Here is a 20,075-nt window from a genome sequence, read left to right as displayed (position 1 = left end):
GCTCAGGGTTTCTCAATCTCAAGCGTTGCTCACTCGATCTCAAGGTCAAATTGATAGAGCAACCCGGCCAATTCAGTGCTGCTGAATTTCGCCTTTTTGACGCGATTACTCGCCGGGTCGATCGCAAAATTACGCGCGCTTCGAAAATCAGCGCGCTCAAGGTTGGTGCTGGCAAAGATCGCCTGGCTCAGGTCGCAATCCTTAAACGTGGAGCGCGATAGGTCGGACTCGGTGAAGTTCGTTTCGATAAGCTCGCAGTCAATAAACTGCGTTCGCTTCATCACTTTGGACCAAAACGACGCCAGGTGCAGGTTACTTTGCTCGAATTTCACCGAAAACGCAAAATCCCCGCAGATGCTAAAATCAACGCCAACGAGCTTACAATTTTTGAAATACACGTCCTGCAGGCGCGTCCCGTCGAGCTTCGCGACGCTCAGATTGCAGCCCTCAAAGGTGCAATCCGAAAAGCTCACGCCGGAGAGGTCGGCGGCGTTAAAATCACAGTCGCGAAATGTGCAGGTATAGAACTCGCCGCGAAAATACGGCTCGCCGCCAATGCTCTGGCCGTTGCTAAAGTCCTGGCGTTCGTATACTTCGCCTTCGAAGACGGGTAAATCCATGATGATCACCTAGAGAAAGCCCCGAGCGAGGCTTTAAAGTGGGAGGGAACGAGGCTCAATGCTCGCTTAAGAAAGAACGTTGAACGCGTAAATCGCGCGGGCCTCACCGAGCGAGGGCGCGCCCAATTCGGTCGAGTTATCGCAGCCTTTGACGAGCTCGAGGCCCAGGGCCTGGGCGCGCTCAGACAACTCTGCGCGCTCGCCGGGGCGGGTCATGCAGATGATCGTGCCGTCGGCGGCGACGCGCTCGGCGGCGAGCTCCAACCAGGTGACCGGAGCGCGAAATGCCTTCGAGATCACATAATCGTAGCGCCCTTCCTCGAAGTCTTCGAGGCGGCATCGGGCAATCTCAACGTCCGGGAGCGCGAGCCGCTCGACCACGATCTTCAAAAATGTCGTGCGTTTTTTGCGCGGCTCGACCATCGTGAGCGGCACTTCTGGGAACAGGATTTTCAGCGGAATCCCGGGCAAGCCCGCGCCGCTGCCGACGTCGAGAATCCCGGCCGGTTGCTCGCCGGACTCCTCGACCGAGACGCGCGGCGCCGCGACGGCCGCGGCGGTCGCGCTGTCGAGGAGCAATTGGTCGACGATCTGGTCGCCTTCCATCGGGCCGATCAAATTCATCGCCCGATTGAAATGCTCCAGCAACCCGAGATAACCCTCGAATCGCTCCGCGGTCTTATCGTCCCAGGGAAGGTTGTTCTGCACGCAAAATTTCGCCAATCGATCAATTGGGCTTAAAGTCGGCTTCGCCATTCGACATCATCATCTAGAGAGAGCCTCGCCAGCGGGGGCGCACTGGCGAGGAAAATCGTTATTATTCGGGAACTTATCGCATATCAATCAACGCGAGATGGCACGCGCGGAGGCCGCGGAATCACGGGAATCTCGGGCGCCGCAAAATCCACGGTCAACGCACCGTCCGCCTCATCGACGATGATCGTGCGCCCGCGAAGCATCTCGGGTTCGCGCACGATGAGTCGGCTAATCGGCGAGAGCACATGGCGCTCGATAACACGCTTGAGCTCACGGGCGCCGAAGCGCGACGAGAAGCCGTTCTCTTCCAGCCACTTCGTCGCATCGGGGGTCGTGCGCACCTGCAATTTTCGGCGCTTAAACCCGCGTCGACCCAGAGCCTTCTCGATCTCAATGCTCACCAGACGCCCCATCGCCCGCGGGGTCAGCGGGTCGAAGGTGACGACCTCGTCGAGACGATTCAAAAACTCGGGCGCGAAGAACTCGTCGAGCTTCTCGTGAATCCGCGAGGAATAGTGGCTGCGCGAGCGCGAGTTTCGCTGACTCTCGGGCGTGCGCGGCGCGTCCTCATCGCCGGCTCCACTACCACGACCCACGCCAAATCCAACAGGCGAAATCGAGGTCTTCGAGGCCCCCAGGTTACTCGTCAAAAAGATCAAGCATTGGCGGAAATCAGTGGTATTGCCGCCGGCGTCGGTCAAGCGGCCTTCGTCGAGGATCTGCAAAAACAGGTTATAGATCTCGGCGTCGGCCTTCTCGAATTCATCGAAGAGGAGCACGCTAAACGGTTGATTTTTAACCGCTTCGGTCAACAGACCCTCGCGATCTTTGTCGTGAGGCGAGCCGATCAACTTCTCCACGGCAAAGCGGCCCTGATACTCGCTCAAATCAAAGCGAATCATGCGCTCATCGGTGCCGAAGAGCCGCTCGGCCATCAGCTTGCTAAAATAGGTCTTGCCGACGCCGGTCGGCCCGACCAGAAAATAGACGCCCAGCGGTCGATTCGGGTCGCCCAGCCCAGCTTTGACCATGGCGAGGCGGTCGATCAGGCTGTCGACGGCGTGGTCCTGGTCGATCAAGCGACTCTTAAACCAGGCCTCGGCGGCGTCGAGATCCAGCGGCACGCTATCGTCGAGCAGGTCGAGGCTCATGCCCGTCAACTCGGATAAACACGCCGGGATCTGCTCGACCCTAAGGGTCAACGGCGCCCGCTTTACCTTCTTCAACTCGGTAGTCGCCCTCAAGTCCGCGCTCTCCTCGGAACTCGAAGACGCCTCCGCGACGGCCTCCGAAGGCGCCTTGGTCGCCTCGGAGGTTCGCTTATGCTCCACATCTGTTTTCGGCAACTTGATCGACTCAGCCCCGGGCGCCTCGCCGATCAGCGCGTCCTGGCGCCCGGCAAAATCGACCAGCGCGTCGAGCAAATCGCAGGCCCTGCCCGGCGCGTAGGCGCGGGTATAAAAGCTACGGGCGAAGTCGACGACTTGCTCCAGGGTCTGCGGCTCGGCGTTGACCTCGCGCCCTTTGATGGTGCCGATGCGTTTTTCAAGCACATCGAGGGTCTCGGCGTCGTTCATCGGGCGCACTTTGACCTGGCGGAAGAGCCTCAAAAAGCCCGGGTCGCGGCTCAAACCGCCCTTAATCGCGTCTTCGGTGCACTCCGCGATCATATGCAGCTGACCGCGCTGCAGATAGGGCTTGAAGAAGTCGGCGAAGTTCTCGTCACTCTTCGAATGCGCGCCCGCCCCGAGCAGGTCGTTCGGGTTGGTCATATAGAGGATCACCCGCGCGTCTTCTTTCAGAATCGCCTCGGTCATCTCCTTGAGCTTGGTCTCCCAATCGCCCAGGTAACGCGTCCCGCTGATCAGCTCACTGGTATTGGTCTCAAGGATCTTCCAATCCCCGTCGTCCCCGGCGAGTTGGTGGACGAACTCCTGAATGATCGCGCTCTTACCGACGCCGGTCTCCCCGACCAGAAGAATACTGCGCTGCGCGTCTTCCTGGCTAAAATGGTCGACCAGAAGCTGCACTTCTTCGTCGCGCCCATAGGCGCGCCCGAGAAATTCAAGCTCTTCGGGGGTGTTGAGAATGCGCCCGTATTTATCGAGATTTCGCTTGGGCGTCGCGGTCTTCGACACAAGCTGCAGATGCCTCCACAGCGTCGCGTAAACCTCCTGAAGATTGCGCGCCTCCAGATAATTCAGGATCAGCCGGCGCTCACGCGGCTTGAGCTGTTCGGAGAGCTGGCGATATTGCTCGCGGGTCATCTTCGGCACGAGGCGGTCGAGGGCCTCCTCGGCCATCTGCTGCATCTCGGATTCGCGCTCGAGCAGCGCGCGCAACACCACCGGAACCGCGCGCACGCTGCCGAGCGTGCGCAACTGCCCCAGCGCCTGCTCGCGCACTCCGTAGGCCTCGTCGGCCATCGAGCGAATCAGCACGTCTTCGAGCTCGGCGTAGCCGAGGTCACTGAGCGCCACCAACGCGCGGTAGCGCACGTCGGCGTCATAATCATTGAGGGAGTTCAGGATCGAGTCGGTGACGCTTGTGTCGCCGAGGATCCCGAGCGCAAAGAGCGCCATTTCGCGCACGCTGGCCTGCGGGTCGCTGAGCAACTTCACCAGCGCCTTGGCCGAGGCCACATCGCCCAGGCGCCCCAGGTTGGTCGCCGCAGCCATGCGCCGCCGATAATGATGATGCCCCAATTCTTCGCGCAACAGCGGAAGCACATGCAGCCCAATTCCGTAGAGTTGGTCGCGATAACTTCGATAGCGCTCCTCATCTTCGGTCTCCTCAATTCGCTCAAGGAGGCTCTGCGCTAGCTGAATATGTTTGTCGTCCATCTATTTTTTCCAAAATGCGCGATTTAGCGGGAAATAAGGCGAGGCGGGATCTTATTGAAAAGGAGGTGGATCGACCGTCGCCATCATGCTCGATGCTCATAGCAAAATGTCCGGAAAGTCCCTGCTCACAGCCTAACCGGCGAGGGCTCGAAATACAACAAATCCCTGTAGCGGGGGGAGCAAGTCACGCCCGGCGATCGCTCCATGCGCCTCCCCCTCACCTTGATCAACAAGTTGACGCGCCCCAGTATTCGCGCCAGAAACTGAATGGCGCAAAAAGATCCCAGAATTCTGTCATTTCGGCTCATAAGGGTTTACAAAAACCAAAATATTGCGCAGTATTGCGCCGTTATGGGTGCCGAAGAATATTCGGCGATAATTTAATATTTCAGCAATTGTAGTTAAAAAAGGTCGCTCATATGTCCGATAACCACGAAGAACACGACGGTCCAGTCCACCAGGCTTTCTGGGTTTTCCCACTCACCCTCTTTGCTTGCTACGCATTTTTGGTGCTGGTGATGGGCGCGAAGTGGGCCGCTGATTCCGTGAACGCCACCGAATTCTTCAAAGTATTCGGCGTTCAAGCCGCGATCATCGGTGGGTTTTTGGTGATGTTCGGCGCGATGGTCTACGGCGCCAACAAATTGGTCGGCGCGATCGACTCCGACGAATAAGACGCCGCGCGTCGGCGTCAACTCAAGCATCCTGCAAAACCCTGAGTCCTCACGGACTCAGGGTTTTCGCGTGTAAGGGGCGAGTGGGTTTTGCGCTTAGGGTTTGGGGATACGCAGGGTGCCGCTGATCATCGCGCATCCGCTGAGCAGATACATCAGCGAGAGCGGATGAAAGCCCATGCCCAATATCTCGGTTTGACCGAACCAAAAGTTCTGGCCGACCGCGCCCTGGGTGAAGGCGATCATCAAGACAACGACCAGAAGAATGCTGGTCGGGATCGGGGTCCCCTCATAATATTTGACCTTCCCGGAGCTGTGGTCGGTGAGCAACCCGGCGGTCGCGTTATAGCGGGCGAGGCGGCTGATTCCGCAGGCCACGAAGAAGATCAGCACCGCCATATCCAACCCGCCGCGCATCCCCAGCGCCCAGGCAAGCACCGCCGGCGCCACGCCAAACGACACGATGTCCGACAGGGAGTCCAGATCGGCGCCGAGCATCGACTTCTTCTTACGCCACCGCGCCACATACCCGTCCAAGAAGTCCAGGATGAGCGCGATCGGCAGTAGCGCGAACGCCACCCAGATATAGGCCGGAGTCTCGGGCTCCACCGCATAATTCAGCGCCAAAAAGATCGACGCGGTCCCGCAACTGGCGTTCCCCAACGTGATAAGATCGGCGAGCGCGAACTCGCGAAGCATCGAGAAATGCTTCTTCTTCTCGGCCTTCTGCGCCTGAATTGCAGCCATCTCGGCGGCGGAATCCGCCCCCGTAGTGTCCGAGTGTTCGGCAATTTCTGAGCGGGCATCTTGGGTCATATAATCATCCTGAACTCAATATAATACGCGACTGCGAACCGACGCTGCGGCTTATCGTCCGACCTGAGCGTAGGCCGCCTGGGCCTGCTCGACCTCGAAGACATCCCCGCCCAATTCCATGGCCAGGCGTCGGTCAAATTCTTCCATCGCCTCTTCATCCAGGTCCTTCTCTTCTTTATCCGAAGAAAAGACGGTCTTTCCAAAGACGACTTCGTTTGCCTGCTCGCGCGCACGCCGGCCATCCTCGAAGTCAGTGGCCAGGCGCTCGAAGGTATAGACGTTCTGACTGGCGTTGGTGACCTGAATATCACCCTCGTAGTCCAACAAAAAGCTATTCTGAAAAGTCGGGGGAATCGCAGCTTCGGGCACCGGGCGCGCGATGCCTCCGTGCTCAGCCGACTCGAAGACCACCTGCAGCGCCTGGCGCCGCTCGTTCTCGACCTCAGCCTGCTTCGCGCGCTTATTATGCGCTCTTTTTCGCAATAAGGGGATCGCGAAAAACATGGCGCTAAAGATCAGCGGAATCCACCCCAAACCGATCACCGCGGCCAGCGGGAGCCCTTGAACGACAAGGAGCACCGCGAGGGCCATAAAGAGGTTAAAGCCGTTGAGCAGCGAGATCCTCGTATTCGATTTCTTATCGTTGCCGGTAAAAGAGGGCACCGTGACCTTGCGCTCCCAGACCGGCGCCAGCGCGCTTCGCGGGCGCATATCCGCCTCGTCGGCGGTGACCATAAGATCATCGAAGCGATAGACCAACGTGCCATCATCAGTCACGTCGACGTCGCCGCGAAAACGCCCCAGGCTCGCCCCCAGCGCGTTATGGGCTTCATCCAGGCTCTGCCCGGTGCGAGAGGCCCAATCGGCGGCGGTGATCCGACCATTTCGGCTGCGCGCAAATTCCGCGAAGGCCCGCGCAGGTGCCAGCGGGTCGGCCTTCGGCAGCTCCGGGCCGAAGAGATAGTCGAAGATCTTCTGATAAAACGCCTTGCTCGGTTTTTGATACGGCTTTCGCCCCATTCCGCCAAACATCCCGCCGCGTGAGCGTCGGCGGCGATTCCCATAATAGCCCTGGTTCGGACTGGAGAAGAGATTCCACCAGAACATATACTCGAGAAAACGCGCCACGAGCATAAACGGCAGCATCACCGCGTCGCCGATATCACCGCCCTCGTCGCTGCTCGCGCTCGCGCCGATGGCGGCGAGGCTGGCAGCCAAAATCAGCAAGATAAAGGCGATGGTATAGCCGACCAGCATCGCCATGGTCCAAACCTTAAAGACCACCACAAATGTGCGCCAGGCGACGCGTTTAACCTTGCGCCAGGTCCGCCCCGGATCGGCGCCTCGGCGCGTGAGCGCCGGGTCGAAACGGTAGCGAAGATTCCCCTCGTCGTCGACGTCGAGGTGGCTCTTATACAGGTCGAGCATCTGCTGAAGCGCCCAATCCACCTGCTCATAACCCAGGCCGGTGTCGGCGGCGACATCGCCGGCCGTCGCCACACCTTTGCGTTTGCGCAGACTCTTTAGAATCCGCGACTCCACGTTGTGGGTCAGCTCAAGTTTATTGGGGTCATCGGCCATAAAGACTTCTCAGTTGTTCGGGAGTTCGCGCGTCGATCTGGCTAACAAATACGCAGGAGCAATCATTCAAATTCGACGCAGATTACCGGTGGCAACCCGCGCCTTAGCGGGCGGCGGCGCGCTTCTGAATTCGGCCAACCATCTCGACGGCGAGCTCGATCGCGTAGCGCATCGAACCGGGGTCTGCGACGCCCCAGCCGGCGATGTCATACGCCGTGCCGTGGTCCACCGAGGTGCGCACCACCGGCAGCCCCAGCGTGATATTCGCGGACTCGCCAAAGTGCAGCAATTTCAAGGGGATAAGCCCTTGATCGTGGTACATGCAGATGACGGCATCGAAGGGCTGGCGCCCGTCGCGAAAGCGGGCAAATAGGGTGTCGGCCGGGTGCGGGCCCGACAACTCGACGGCGTCGCCAAATTCGACGGCGAGCTCCTTGAGCGCTGGCGTGATGATGTCTTCTTCCTCATCGCCCATCACCCGCGACTCGCCGGCGTGAGGGTTCAGCCCGCAGACCGCGATATTTGGATTCTCGACGCCGTAGAGGCGTGTCAGGTCGGCCGCCGTGGTGCGAATCACCGACTTAATACGCTCGGCCTCCAACGCCCGGCTCACGTCTTTGAGCGGCAGGTGCGTGGTCACCAACGCGACGCGAAGACGCGCGCCGGCAAGCATCATCACGTGGTCGGGCGCGTCAAACGCCTCGGCGAGGATCTCGGTATGGCCGACCGCGGGCATATCGATGATGCGAAATAACTCCTTGGTCCAGGGCGCCGTCACGATCGCGTCGATCTCGCCGCTCTGGCTCGCCGTCACCGCCCGGTGAAACGCGGCCAATTGCAATTGGGCGGAGCGCTCGTTTCGCTCCCCGAACGGAATCTTCTCGTCATGCGAGCCCGGCAAAACATCAAGCACGCCGATATTTCCCGGGGTAATCTTGGCGTTCAGGCTGTCGATGGGCTCGAGTCGCTCCACAAGTGATTGGTACTCGGTCTTGCCCTTGACCAACATTTCGTCGACGCGCGCCAGGACGGCGTGACTGCCGAAGACGATCGGCGACACGCCGTCTTCAAGCGGCGCCCCGAGCGCCTTTAGAATAACCTCCGGGCCAATGCCGGAGGGATCGCCCATACTGATGCCGATCTTCATTTCAACTCCTGAGCCCTAACTTTAGAAGCGCGCGCGGCCAAAGACATCGCGCCAAGCCGACCGCGCCTTAGAGAGATGTCTCGACGAAAGCTTGCGCGCGCAGCCGTTGCAGATACGCCTGCAGTTGGCGGTCGATCGCCTTTTGCTGAAGCTCGGCGCGAAGCTCGTTTTTGCGCGCTTCGATGTTACCGGAGGCTTCGTACTCGACCTCGCGCACCTGAATAATCTGGAAACCAAAGGCGGTTCGCACAACCTCGGAGATCTCACCGGCCTCCATCGCGAACGCGACATCGCCGAAAGAGGCGTCGAGCTCACCGTCGGCGAAACGCCCGAGATAGCCGCCATTGGCGGCGGCCGGACCTTCGCTAAACATCGCGGCGGCCTCGGCGAAATCAGCGCCATCACGGATCGCCTGACGGGCGGCTTCGGCCTTCTTTTGGGCGGCTTCAATCGCCTCGGGGGTCGAATCCGCGGGCTTAACCAAGATGTTTGCGACTTCGATATATTTGGTCTTCCCGCCATCGTCGCCGAAGCGCTCCTTATAGGCGCGGTCCACGTCGGTTTCGCTGATGCTGATCTGGCTGCCGATCTTGACCTTCACCACGCGCATCTTAAGCAGGTTATCGCGGATCATCCCGCGATAGGTCTCGTAGTCCATGCCATAACCCGAGACCATTTCGCGAAATTGGGCCTCGCTGAGGTTTTGTTGCTGGCGCGTGCGGGCGAGCCACTCGTCGACCTCGGCTTTACTGACGTCCATGCCCAGGGTGGACGCCTCCTGGGCCAGCAAGAATCGGTCGACCTGGTCTTGAAGCACGTCGCGATAGATCGCGTCGCGCCCCTCCGGATTATCGAGGATCGCGGGGTTGATACCCTGCTGAAGCATATAGGGAATCGCGGCTTTCTTGACCTCATAAAAGGTCACCACTTCGTCGTTAACCTGCGCGACGATCCGGTCGATCACCTCGGCCTGGGCTGGCGATGGCGCGCTGAGGGTCGCGAGCATGGGGGCGCCTGCGCACAGCCCGACGAGCAGCGCACGCTTGAGCCAGGCCAGCTTCGCGCGCGATTGCGCGGGGACGGGACAGGTCGAAATTTTGGACTCTCTATTCATCATGGCCTTCTATCTATCTGAAAGATGCTGGCAAATGCGTCGCTTTAAATTTGAGAATATAGGGGAGGCGCGGCGCTCAGGGCTTCTGTACTCCGAACGCGGCCTGCTTGCGAAGTGTGATCTCCGAAATATCGCGCGCGGCCGGCTTCGGCGGCGGCGCCAGGGCGTCGATGACCTCCGGGAAGGTCTTAATTTCTGCGTCTTTTCGAAGCGAGGCGATAAACTCCGCCACGATCTTCTCGCGCCGCTCTTGATATAAACTTTGGCGAATCTCACTGGCGGCTTCGTCCATGGAAGTCACCTCGGCGGCGCGCTCCTCGATAAAGGTAGCCAGCCCCCAACCCGGGTCGAGCGCAAAGACGGGCGTCAGCTCGCCGATTTGCTCAAGCGGCGCGATGGCTTCGGCGATGCGCGCCCGCTTTTGCTGGGCCTCGTCCGCCTCAGCGAGGGCCTCACCGGGCGATATAAACCCGATATCGCCGCCTTTGATTCCCACCGCGCGATCCGTCGAATAAGACGCCGCGGCGCGGCGAAACGCGTTGACCGCGCTGTCCTCGGCCCGCTCCATCTCAACGAGCACGCGCTCGCGAATCCGGGCGGCTTCCTCACGCGTGCCCACCTCGATCAACACGACTCGCCGCGCTTCAGGGCGCTCAAAATCGGCCTTATGCGCCTGATAATAGGCCGCGATGGCGTCTTCGTCGATATCATCCATCGAGAGCTTTTCGCGCACGATGTCTTCGATAAGTTGGTCGGCCATCGCCTGCTTGAGGGCAAAATAGACCTCCGGGTGCTCGCCCATGCCCTTCTTCTCGGCGACGTCGGCCATCACCTCGAATTGAGCGACGCTGTCGAGCCACTCCTGCTGCTGAGCAACGGTCGCGTAGCGCACCCGCGCGAACTCGGGCAACTCGCGGACACGACGATTGAACTCAGCCAATGAGATCTCTTCGCCGTTGACCACGGCCACCGGCGACGCCTCGATAGTCGCCTTATCCTGCGCCGACTCCGAGGCGCGCGCGGAGGTCTCATTGCCCTCGAGCTTCGCCTTTGAGGGCTTCTCGGGCGCGCACGCCAGCGCCCCGGACGCGAAAACGCCGACCACGCTCAGCGCAGCCAGGCGCCGAATGACTCGGCCTAATTTATGAGGATGCTCGACCATCTATTCTCCACAGCCGTCGAAATCGACTCCCTACTTCTTGGCGTATCTGGGTAGCATAAGCGCGCGGGCATCGCTATTGCGCGGGGCGACGCGCGACCACGCGACCGTCACCACTTAGTCGCCCTTATCGACGCAATAGCGCATCTCAACAGCCTCAACGCCCGTCAACACGCTCGGAGAAATACGCACCGCGCCATTTGTGCACGCCCCGCTTGCCCCCGAGTACAAAAACCCACTCTCGCCGAGCGGGATGCTCCTCACCGACGCGTCGGCGCCCATCAGCGAGACATCGAGGGGCTCATGAACCAACCTCTCGGACGGGCACAGCGTCAGCGGCGCCGGGGCGACCAGCGCGTCGGCGATGGTGCTCAAATTATACGCGATTGTGTCGGTACAGAGGCTCTGAAACAGGCCAAAGGGGCCCATCAAACCCGCCGCCTGCCAGAGGCGATTGGCCGGATATGCCGGGCCAAAGGTCCCCTGACACACCGGGCGAAGCGTCCCGTTTGCGCCGTCATATTGGTCGCTTGGAGGGCCGCTCAGCACCGCCAATGCGACGCCCTCTTCGGTGATGCTCTGGGCACGCACCGAGGTCACCCACTCGGCGATATCATCCAACTCATCGGCCTTTTTCGCGCATTGATCACGCGCCGACTGACCGCTCGGGCGATAGGGGGCGTCGGAAGAGCAATCATCCTCATTCGACAGCACGAGCAATAAGAGTCGGGCGCGGGGTCTTAAAAACTCGGAGAGCGCGTCGGGTTGGTCGACGAGGTTTCTTTTGATCGCGCTCAGAGCCTGTTGACGCGGCGTGCCGGCGTCGGTGCGAACGCTATTGCAGGCGGCGACGCGGGTCCAATCGCCCGGGCTCTCGGAGTCGGCGAAGGCGCCGGTGTTCTGCGCACACCCGGCGCGCTGGGTGCCGGGGTTTGCGAGGCCTGCGGGGAGGTTCGCGTCGGTGGTGATGACGCCCAGGCGAAGCGAAATGCCGCGCTCCGCGATGCCTTCCAAGAAGTCGGGCACCGCGTCGGCGAAGGCCTCCTGGGCGCGCTCCATATCGGCCGTATTATCAACCACGACCAGAATATCGAGCGCGTCGGGAGACTCGAAATCATCGAAGGTCTCGGTGACCTCCTCGCCGCGCCGGCACTCATCTGAGAGCAGCGGCTCGGGCTGATAATATCGGTTCTCTTCGGTGCACGCGCCGAGCGCTAAGGCGATGCCCAGCGCCCCTACAAGCTTCGGCATTCGATGAAGAATTCGATATCTCATATGTTCCCACTAAGCGGCTGAAGAAATGCGCCAGAGCGCCTGAACGACTCAAAGAAAAGTCGGTTATTCAGACGCCGGCGCCGACAAAAAATTTATCTGCGTCTCAATCCAGGACGCAAGCTCTTCTTTCGAGGCGGCGCGAAGCTGCGCGATAAGGCGCGACCACCCCTGAATATCCACCGCGACCGGCAGAAGTTCCGGGTAGGTCTTGGCCGACTCGACGGCCTGCTGGAGGGCTTCGCGCGCCTGGTCGACCTCGGATTGCTTGACCAATGACAGCGCCAGGGCGCTGCGCCAACCGGCCTGGTCCGGGTGCTCTACGAGCGCCTTGCCGAGCGCGTCAATCGCGTCAGCGTGGCGGCCATATTGCTGCTTCATCTGGCCATAAACCGCGAGCACCTCGGTGTCCTCCGGCGAAAGCTCAAGGGCGCGGGTGGCGTGGGTCTCGGCGAGCATAATATCACCGATCTGCAAGGCCGCCTCGGCCATGCCGCGCTGAGCGCCCGGGTGCTCGCCGACGCGCTCTTCGAGGTCACGGAAAACGGCGAGCGCAACTTCGGCCCGCCCCAGCTCGAGCAGGACCCCGCCGCGCACCAGCAGCGAGTCGCGATAGATCGCGTCGACCTCCGGGGAGCGGATCGAATGATGCAGGATAGTTCCGACCTTATCGAGGGCATCGAGCGCGCGCTCGTAGCGGCCGAATTGGGCAAATTCAAAACCCAATTCCAGCCACTCCTCTGCCCCAGCCTCGCCCAATTCGAGCAGGCGCTGCTTGGCGTTTAGGCCGCGCAATTCATCTCCGACCTCGAACCACATCTCCGCGGTCATCTGCCACAATCCCACGCGCGTGCGGCTCAACTTCGCCGCGTATTCAAGCGCAGCCGCGGCCTTGTCGAGTTCACCGCGCCCCTCGTAGAGTTGACCGAGTCGAATCGCGGGTTCCGGGTCGTCGACATCGGCGTCGAGCGCGCATTGATACAGCTCAACCGCGCTGTCGACGTCTCCGAGTTCATCATCACCGAGGTCAAGAAAGATATCGGCGACAAAGCTCATAATATTGGGCCGCGAGAACCGTTTAATCTCGGCGCCTTTTCCCGAAATTCCGGCCAAGATCTCGCGCGCACCGTCGATATTGCCCTCGATGACCATCGCGTCGGCAAGCAGGGCCGAAAGGGCTGGGTCCAGCGGATAGGTCTCGAGCGCGCGCATCAAAATGCCGCGGGCTTCCACGACCAACTCGCGCCCCACCAACAAACAAGCATAGGTAAGGGCCGCATCGTAGTCCTGCTCGCGCCGGCGCGCGTAGCTCTCGTTGGCCAGCTTCAGGGCCATCGAATAGTCTTCGTCGTCCAAGGAACGCAGCACGCCGGGGCGCACCGAATTGAGGCCGCGGGGCATCAGGGCACGCAAACGCCACAGGGCCGGATAAGCGATCAAATTTTTCTCTAAGTCGAGCATATTATTCCAGGAAAACTCAGGTCAGGTTGCACTTGGGCGGTGGACTCTATTATGAATAACGCGCAGTCTCGATGGAGGATGCGCGACACACGCGTTAACATCATCTCCACGCCGCGTATATCGCGGGTGAATACTGTCTCAATCTATCTTTTGTCACTCTTTGATTGGAACGTCCATGAACACCGTATCAGCCGAAACCTACGCGATGCGCCGGCGCGAATATATCAAGCGTATCGGCCCCGAGGGGGTTGCCATTCTGGTCGCAAGCCCGGAGTCCACTCGAAATAATGACAGCGGATACCCCTACCGCGCGTCAAGCGATATCCTCTATCTCACGGGTTTTAGCGAGCCGAAGACGGTGCTCGTCATCGCCCCGGGCCACCCGGACGGCGAAGTAGTGATGTTTGTGCAGGACCGCGACCCGCTGCGCGAGCAATGGGAGGGGCGCCGCGCTGGAACCGAAGGCGCCGTGGCGCAATACGGCGCCGACGTCGCGTACACCGTCGACCAGATCGATGAGAAGCTCCCCGGCTACCTCGCCGACCGCGAGCAGCTCCACTATACCCTTGGCCAGCAGCCGAAGTTCGACGAGCGCGTGATCCGCTGGGTCCACTCGCTTCGCCACCGCCGCTTCAAACCCTCCGGGGCCCCCAAGGCAATCTTGGACGTGCGCGATATCATCCACGAGATGCGCGTGCGAAAAGATGACGCCGAGATCGCGCAAATGCGCGAGGCCGCCAAGGTCTCCGCCGAGGCGCATATCCTGGCGATGCAGCACTGCCATCCCGGCATTTACGAATACGAATTGCAGGCGCTCATCGAATACCACTTTACCCGCAATGGCGCAGACTTCCCGGCCTATACGAGCATCGTCGGCACGGGCGCCAACGCCACCTGCCTGCATTATAACGAGAACCGAGACCGCATCGAAGACGGCGACATCGTGCTGATCGACGCGGGCTGCGAGTTGGGCTTTTATGCCGGCGATATCACCCGCAGCTTCCCCGCCTCGGGTAAATTCACCCCTGCCCAGCGCGACCTCTACCAGGCCGTGCTCGAGGTCGAGATGAGCACCATCGAGATCTTGCGCCCCGGCCTGCCCTATGACGCGATCCGCGAGCACTCCAACCGCGGCCTCTGCCAGGCGATGCTCGACCTGAACCTGCTCTCGGGCACGGTCGACCAATTGATGGAAGAAGAAAGCTTCAAAAAGTACTACCCTCACGGGATTGGCCACTGGTTGGGCCTCGACGTCCACGACGTTGGCTCCTATTATGAGCCCAACGGCGATTCACGCAAACTTGAGCCCGGCATGGTGCTCACCATCGAACCCGGCCTCTACGTGCTCCCCGACGAAGAGGACGCCCCCGAGGCCCTGCGCGGCGTTGGCGTACGAATCGAAGATGATATTTTAATTACCGAAGACGGCTATGAGAATATGACCAAGAGTTGCCCCAAAAGCGTCGAAGATATCGAGGCGCTGGTCGGTCAAAATGCGCAGTCATAATCCATATTCTTCTTTCCACCGATGTCCAAAACACAGGGAGTCTAAAACATGAGCAACAACGACTGGCAGCAGGGCCCATCCGACCCGAATCAACCGCACCAGCAGCCGCAGCAACCCGTGGATTCGGCCTGGGGCGAACCCCAGCAGAATCAATTCCAGAACCAGCCGCCCAATCAGCCGCCGGTCCACCAACCAGGGTCGAACGCGTCGCTGGATAACAATGACTTTATCGCGTTGGCGCTGTCCTGGTTCTTTCCGGGCGTTGGTCAGATTATGCTCGGCCAGAAAACCAAGGGCATCGTCATCTTGGTGGTCTCCATCATGACTTGCTACCTGGGAGGACTTCTCGGATTCGCGTCCCTCCTGGACACCTTTTGCCTGGCCAAAGCCCGCAAAAAACGTCCAGTAGATGATTGGGAATTCTTCCCCGACCTCAACGACGCGTTCTAATCTAGCGCCCGCCTAACCCATGAATAAACCTCATTTTTTTGAGTTACCATCGGGCCTTCCGGGGCCCGATGAGTTCATCGAAACCCTCGCCGAGAGCGAGGGTTTTCGAGTGGAGCGCATCATCTCGCACGGGCACCAAACCCCGGCGGGCCAATGGTATGATCAGCCCAACGATGAGTGGGTGATCCTGCTGCAGGGAGAGGCGACGCTCGAATGGGCTGATGGCCAAAAAACCCGACTTAAAGCAGGTGAATCCTTGATGATCCCTGCCCACCAGCGCCACCGGGTTGCGCAAACCAGCAACGACCCACCGTGTCTCTGGCTCGCCGTCCACGGCCGCACCGAATAACCCCCTATCCCCAGCCTTTACACGGGTGTCCGCCCACCGCATCCCCGTATGAAGGAGACGTTTCGACCATGAATATTATCATCGCCAGCCCCGAGCACGCCGAGTATATCGCCGACTTTTACCAGGCAACTCACGGCCCCAAATTCGCCCACCAGGAACTCCTCTCGGGGCCGACCGTCGAGCGCATGCTGCGCGACGAAGAACTCGCCGTCGCCATCGCCTCCTCCAATCGGCGCATCACCGGCTGCGGCATTGGGTATCCACGGCTGTGGAATCACTCCTTTGAGATTGGCAGCCTCACGGTCGACAACGTCCCCGAGCGCGGAAAAATCGGCAAGGCACTCTTTGAAAGTTTGCGTCTTCACGCCCTCAAGCGCTACGGGCTGGTCTATGTCCTGGCGAGCACGCAGGCGACGGTGAAACGCGCCAATCGCATCGGCGCGACGATCTGGGGGTTTCGCCCAAAGCCGGGCTCCCGAAACCTCCAGGACGCCCAGCTGATCGCCGGCTTCGTCAACCACGAGCCCTCGATGCCCCGGGTCGCCCCGCCGCCCAACCTGATCACCCAAATGCCCTTCGCGCGCCGCCTCCTCAATAAGCTCCCCGAGGGGGACCATAATATGAGCTACCCCAAGACCTACCCGGTCGGAGAGCCCCGCGGCAGCGGCACCCCGGTCATCTCGGGGCATATTTGGCCGAATTATTATTCCAAGGGCAATTATATCACCATCGAGAACTCCGCGGGTCGATACCCCATCGAAATCCTGCGAGAATTCACGGCGAAGGTGCAGAAAAAGGGCGTCTCAGACATCCGCCTCACCCTGCCGGTCAACCACGTGCAGGCCTTCGTGGACCTGGTCGATTTGGGATTCCGACCGGTCGCATACCTGCCAGGATGGTACGTGCGCGGCTCACACCGCTACGACTGCATCCGCATGGTCGCGGGCCTGTCGCCGCCACGCGCCGACGGATTTATCGAGAGCGCGGCAGCCCAGATCGTCGACGAGCTAACCCCTCACGGCTAGACCCACGATAACATGATGCCGAGAGTAGAACATCGGCCTCGACGTCTCCTTCACGCGCAAAAAATCACTGATTCTGGGGCCCATGGCTTGAACTGCGACGTTAATTGACGCAATACTTACGCCACGAACGAAACTTCGTCGTATTGCTCCCTCAATAACCACGCCTCCCTGGTATCCTCATGACTTATTTATTGCGCTGCCATGCCAGCACAAAAATCCTTCTCTTTTTTGCGCTGGCGGCCTTTAGCATTGGCTGCGGGGACTGCGCAGGAACCGCGACTCAGGGCGATGGGACGGACTCACCGCTTTGCAACGACGCCGAGTGCTTAGACAGCGGAGTTTCGGACACCGGCCTTGACGCCACCGACGCCGCGCAACCCGACGCCCAACAGCCCGACGCAGACACCTCGCCTGACACGACGACCGAAGTCTGCGACCCGGCGAATCAATGCGGCGAAGAATGTTGCACCAGCGCCCAATTGTGCCTCAATGAGGCCTGCGTCAGCCCGGGCGCCGACTGCGCGCATAACCTGGAGTGCCCATCCGGAGAGGTCTGTGAGCCGACTTTCGGCAAATGCCTGCCGGACTCCGGCGTTGTCTGCGAGTTCCGCCCTCCCACGCACGTCTTTGAACCTGAAGTCGCCACCGCCTGGGTCGAGGACGAGACGACCCCGGAGCCCGACTACCACCAGGTCATGATGACGCCGGCGGTCCTCGATATGAACGAGGACGGCGTCCCCGATATCGTCTTCTCAACCTTTAGAGGGGGCGCCTATACCGCGGAGAGCATCCTGCGCGGGATCGATGGGCGCACCTTTGAGCCCATCTTTGACCTGGTCGACGTCGCCAAGCGCGTCAGCGGCGCCGCCTCCATCGCGCTGGGCGATATCGACGGCGACGGGCGCAATGAGATCGTCGCGGTCCTGCCAAGCTCCTCACGCGGCCTCATCGCCATCGACGATCACACGACCGGGTGGGCCGTGAAGTGGGAAACCGACGCCTTCGGCATGCACTGGGCCGGCCCAGCACTCGTCGACCTCGACGGGGACGGCTCGGTCGAAGTCATCGCGGCCAACCGCGTCTACGATGCCGCCACCGGCGCACTCAAATGCATCGCCTCCGGCCTGGCCACCACCGCCGTTGACTCCACCGCGGTCGACCTCAACGGCGACGGCAACCAGGAAGTCATCGCGGACAATGGCGCCTTCCAATTCATCCCGGACGGCTCCGGCGGCTATGACTGCCCCGTCTACTGGCAATACTCCGGCGGCGGCGGCGGCTATCCAGCCGTGGGCGACTTCGGAACCTTCACCGGCGACACCCCGGTCTTCGGCCAACTCGACGGAATCCCCGAGGTCGTCACCACCAGCGGCTCCAGCATTCACCTGAGCAATGGTCAAACCGGCGAGAATATCTGGACCGCAACTTTGCCCTCCGATGGACACAAATATTATACCCCCGCCCAATGCACCACCAACGGCATTGGCCCGCCCACCGTCGCCGACTTTGACGGCGACGGCGCCCCCGAGATCGGCGCGGCCGGCGCGTGCTTCTATGTCGTCTACGAGACCGACGGCTCCATGCGATGGAAACACTCATCTCAGGACTTCTCCAGCCGCGTCACCGGCTCCAGCGTCTTCGACTTCCAGGGCGATGGAAAGGCCGAAGTCGTCTACGCCGACGAGTGCTTCTTGAGGGTCTATGACGGCGCAGGAAACGACGACGGCACAACCGAAATCCTCTATAAGCGCTCGCACACCTCCGGAACCACCCGAGAATTGCCGGTGATTGTCGACGTCGACGGCGATTATCACGCAGACATCGTCTATATCTCCAACGACTACTCAGGCGTCGGCGCCGGCTGCAGCGCGCGCTGGGAGGAGTTCGACGCCGAAAACGGTATCGAGCATGGCGTCTTTGTCGCCAAGGACGCGCAGAATCGCTGGGTTTCAACCCGACAGGTCTGGAACCAACATGCCTATCACGTCACCAACGTCTGCGACGGCGTCGACGACAGCCTTTGCCCCGGCCGCATCAACAAACCCGGCGCCATCCCGATCGGCCAGAAGAACAACTGGGAAATGAGCTATATGAATAACTTCCGCCAGAACGTGCAAGGCGAAGGACTATTCAACGCGCCTGACCTCGAGATCAGCAACGCGAAGACCGATTGCGACGGCCAGGGACTTCGCCTTCGCCTCACCATCGCCAACCGCGGTACCCGCGGCGTTCTCGCCGGGGTCAACGTCGCCGTCTGGATCACGATCGATGGCGTCGAGCAATACCTGACCACGCTCACTACCACCCAGGATCTGCCCCCGGGTGGACGCGAGACCATCGAGTACGACTGGCCGGACGCGCCAAGCCCCTCCGGCCAAGAGATCTCGATTCGAGCGGTGGCCGACAGCGACGAACTTGGGAACGCCCAGCATAACGAATGCCACGAGGATAATAACGAGATCTCCAACGCGATTTCGTGCGCATGCACGGAAAACCGGGATTGCGATCCGGGCGAATTCTGCGCCTCAACCGGCGAATGCCTGCCGATGGACGGCTGATCTCACCCATTGGATTAAGTCCTGGCCCTGGACGCACCGCTGCCTACGAGGCACACCCAGGGCCGGGTCAGCCTCACAATCCGTCCTCACCGGTATCGCGCCAGCGCTGTACTTTTGGAGCCACCCGGTACTTCTCGATACAACACAACTCGACCGGCCGTACCCCCTCCCCAATCTGTAGCAATCACTCCTCACCTGCCGCCCCGGGCGCGCACCAAACTGCGCAGCACCCGGGGTCCGACCGATGAGACAATCACGACATCCGAACACACCACCCGTACACCTCCGGCGCACAGCCGCTCGTCCGCTAAACTAGCCAGATCAACCGACAACACACCGGTACATATCGGGCGGGCGACGCCGTCCCGGTTTTGAAGCCAACCTCGCTCAGCAGCCACTCCGAAACACCGACTGCCGCCGCGGCGACTCCCATTGGTATGGGTCCACCTACCGCCAAGACCTCCAGGACTGTCTACACCCTTGGCGCTCCTACAAACCCACACCGGGCTTCCTCCGCCCACGGTATAGCCAACAACCCCGCAGACGGCCCCCTCCCTCTCCTAGACTTCGGAACGCGAAAATCGAGATCGCGCGAGATGTCTTCAAAGCCGGGAAGGCCTTTATTTTCGGACCGGGAAAACCGGTTCCGCCGCGGCCTGTGCCCACAATCGGCTCGGCCACCAGGGGGTGATTATAACCATCGAAATTCTAGAACCACCCACCCTTTTTGAGTCTGCCCGAAG

The 20,075-nt window shown here is 60.7% G+C and carries 16 protein-coding genes; 6 read left to right on the top strand and 10 right to left on the bottom strand.

Going from position 1 to position 20,075, the window contains the following annotated elements; all coding sequences use genetic code 11:
* Window positions 1-29: 29 nt before the first annotated feature.
* The 3 genes from DN745_RS19795 to DN745_RS02045 form a co-directional block, all read right to left on the bottom strand.
* The gene (locus tag DN745_RS19795; protein ID WP_111331705.1) at window positions 30-620 is read right to left on the bottom strand and encodes a pentapeptide repeat-containing protein; all 591 of its coding nucleotides are present in this window, start codon (window positions 618-620) and stop codon (window positions 30-32) included.
* A gap of 66 nt (window positions 621-686) precedes the next feature.
* The gene (gene rsmG / locus DN745_RS02050) at window positions 687-1,328 is read right to left on the bottom strand and encodes a 16S rRNA (guanine(527)-N(7))-methyltransferase RsmG (protein WP_162687395.1); all 642 of its coding nucleotides are present in this window, start codon (window positions 1,326-1,328) and stop codon (window positions 687-689) included.
* 131 nt (window positions 1,329-1,459) lie between these two features.
* A complete protein-coding gene (locus DN745_RS02045; RefSeq protein ID WP_111331701.1) occupies window positions 1,460-4,219 on the bottom strand; it encodes an AAA family ATPase in 2,760 nt (919 codons plus the stop codon).
* Between the two features lie 419 nt (window positions 4,220-4,638).
* Here DN745_RS02045 and DN745_RS02040 point away from each other — a divergent pair, with 419 nt between their 5' ends.
* Window positions 4,639-4,893, top strand: coding sequence for a hypothetical protein (locus DN745_RS02040; protein ID WP_111331699.1), 255 nt, complete (start codon window positions 4,639-4,641; stop codon window positions 4,891-4,893).
* A gap of 96 nt (window positions 4,894-4,989) precedes the next feature.
* Here the strand turns inward: DN745_RS02040 and DN745_RS02035 are convergent, their stop codons facing one another.
* The 7 genes from DN745_RS02035 to DN745_RS02005 all read right to left on the bottom strand — a co-directional run bounded on the left by DN745_RS02035 (window position 4,990) and on the right by DN745_RS02005 (window position 13,443).
* Window positions 4,990-5,640, bottom strand: a complete 651-nt coding sequence (locus tag DN745_RS02035) for a CDP-alcohol phosphatidyltransferase family protein (protein ID WP_420836582.1) — start codon at window positions 5,638-5,640, stop codon at window positions 4,990-4,992.
* Window positions 5,641-5,760: 120 nt separating this feature from the next.
* Window positions 5,761-7,290 (bottom strand): hypothetical protein, encoded by a 1,530-nt coding sequence (locus DN745_RS02030; protein WP_111331697.1) that lies wholly within the window; start codon window positions 7,288-7,290, stop codon window positions 5,761-5,763.
* A gap of 103 nt (window positions 7,291-7,393) precedes the next feature.
* A complete protein-coding gene (gene pdxA / locus DN745_RS02025; protein WP_111331695.1) occupies window positions 7,394-8,437 on the bottom strand; it encodes a 4-hydroxythreonine-4-phosphate dehydrogenase PdxA in 1,044 nt (347 codons plus the stop codon).
* Between the two features lie 67 nt (window positions 8,438-8,504).
* A complete protein-coding gene (locus DN745_RS02020) occupies window positions 8,505-9,554 on the bottom strand; it encodes a peptidylprolyl isomerase (protein ID WP_111331693.1) in 1,050 nt (349 codons plus the stop codon).
* 73 nt (window positions 9,555-9,627) lie between these two features.
* A complete protein-coding gene (locus DN745_RS02015) occupies window positions 9,628-10,713 on the bottom strand; it encodes a peptidyl-prolyl cis-trans isomerase (RefSeq protein WP_111331691.1) in 1,086 nt (361 codons plus the stop codon).
* Between the two features lie 114 nt (window positions 10,714-10,827).
* Window positions 10,828-11,961, bottom strand: a complete 1,134-nt coding sequence (locus DN745_RS02010; protein WP_111331689.1) for a V-type proton ATPase subunit F family protein — start codon at window positions 11,959-11,961, stop codon at window positions 10,828-10,830.
* Between the two features lie 87 nt (window positions 11,962-12,048).
* Window positions 12,049-13,443, bottom strand: coding sequence for a tetratricopeptide repeat protein (locus DN745_RS02005; RefSeq protein WP_111331687.1), 1,395 nt, complete (start codon window positions 13,441-13,443; stop codon window positions 12,049-12,051).
* A gap of 175 nt (window positions 13,444-13,618) precedes the next feature.
* Here DN745_RS02005 and DN745_RS02000 point away from each other — a divergent pair, with 175 nt between their 5' ends.
* The 5 genes from DN745_RS02000 (at window position 13,619) to DN745_RS01980 (ending at window position 19,332) form a co-directional block, all read left to right on the top strand.
* Window positions 13,619-14,950 carry an aminopeptidase P N-terminal domain-containing protein gene (locus DN745_RS02000; RefSeq protein ID WP_111331685.1) on the top strand — a complete coding sequence of 444 codons (1,332 nt, stop codon included), beginning with the start codon at window positions 13,619-13,621 and terminating at the stop codon, window positions 14,948-14,950.
* 48 nt (window positions 14,951-14,998) lie between these two features.
* Window positions 14,999-15,400, top strand: coding sequence for a DUF6677 family protein (locus DN745_RS01995; protein WP_111331683.1), 402 nt, complete (start codon window positions 14,999-15,001; stop codon window positions 15,398-15,400).
* A gap of 19 nt (window positions 15,401-15,419) precedes the next feature.
* Complete coding sequence (locus tag DN745_RS01990) at window positions 15,420-15,749, top strand: cupin domain-containing protein (protein ID WP_111331681.1); 330 nt, start codon at window positions 15,420-15,422, stop codon at window positions 15,747-15,749.
* A 68-nt stretch (window positions 15,750-15,817) separates the two neighbouring features.
* The gene (locus DN745_RS01985; protein ID WP_111331679.1) at window positions 15,818-16,774 is read left to right on the top strand and encodes a hypothetical protein; all 957 of its coding nucleotides are present in this window, start codon (window positions 15,818-15,820) and stop codon (window positions 16,772-16,774) included.
* 179 nt (window positions 16,775-16,953) lie between these two features.
* A complete protein-coding gene (locus DN745_RS01980; protein WP_111331677.1) occupies window positions 16,954-19,332 on the top strand; it encodes a hypothetical protein in 2,379 nt (792 codons plus the stop codon).
* The last annotated feature ends 743 nt before the right edge of the window (window positions 19,333-20,075 follow it).

Source organism: Bradymonas sediminis (assembly GCF_003258315.1).
GTDB classification, from domain to species: Bacteria; Myxococcota_A; Bradymonadia; order Bradymonadales; family Bradymonadaceae; genus Bradymonas; species Bradymonas sediminis.
This window is presented reverse-complemented; position numbering and strand designations above follow the sequence as displayed.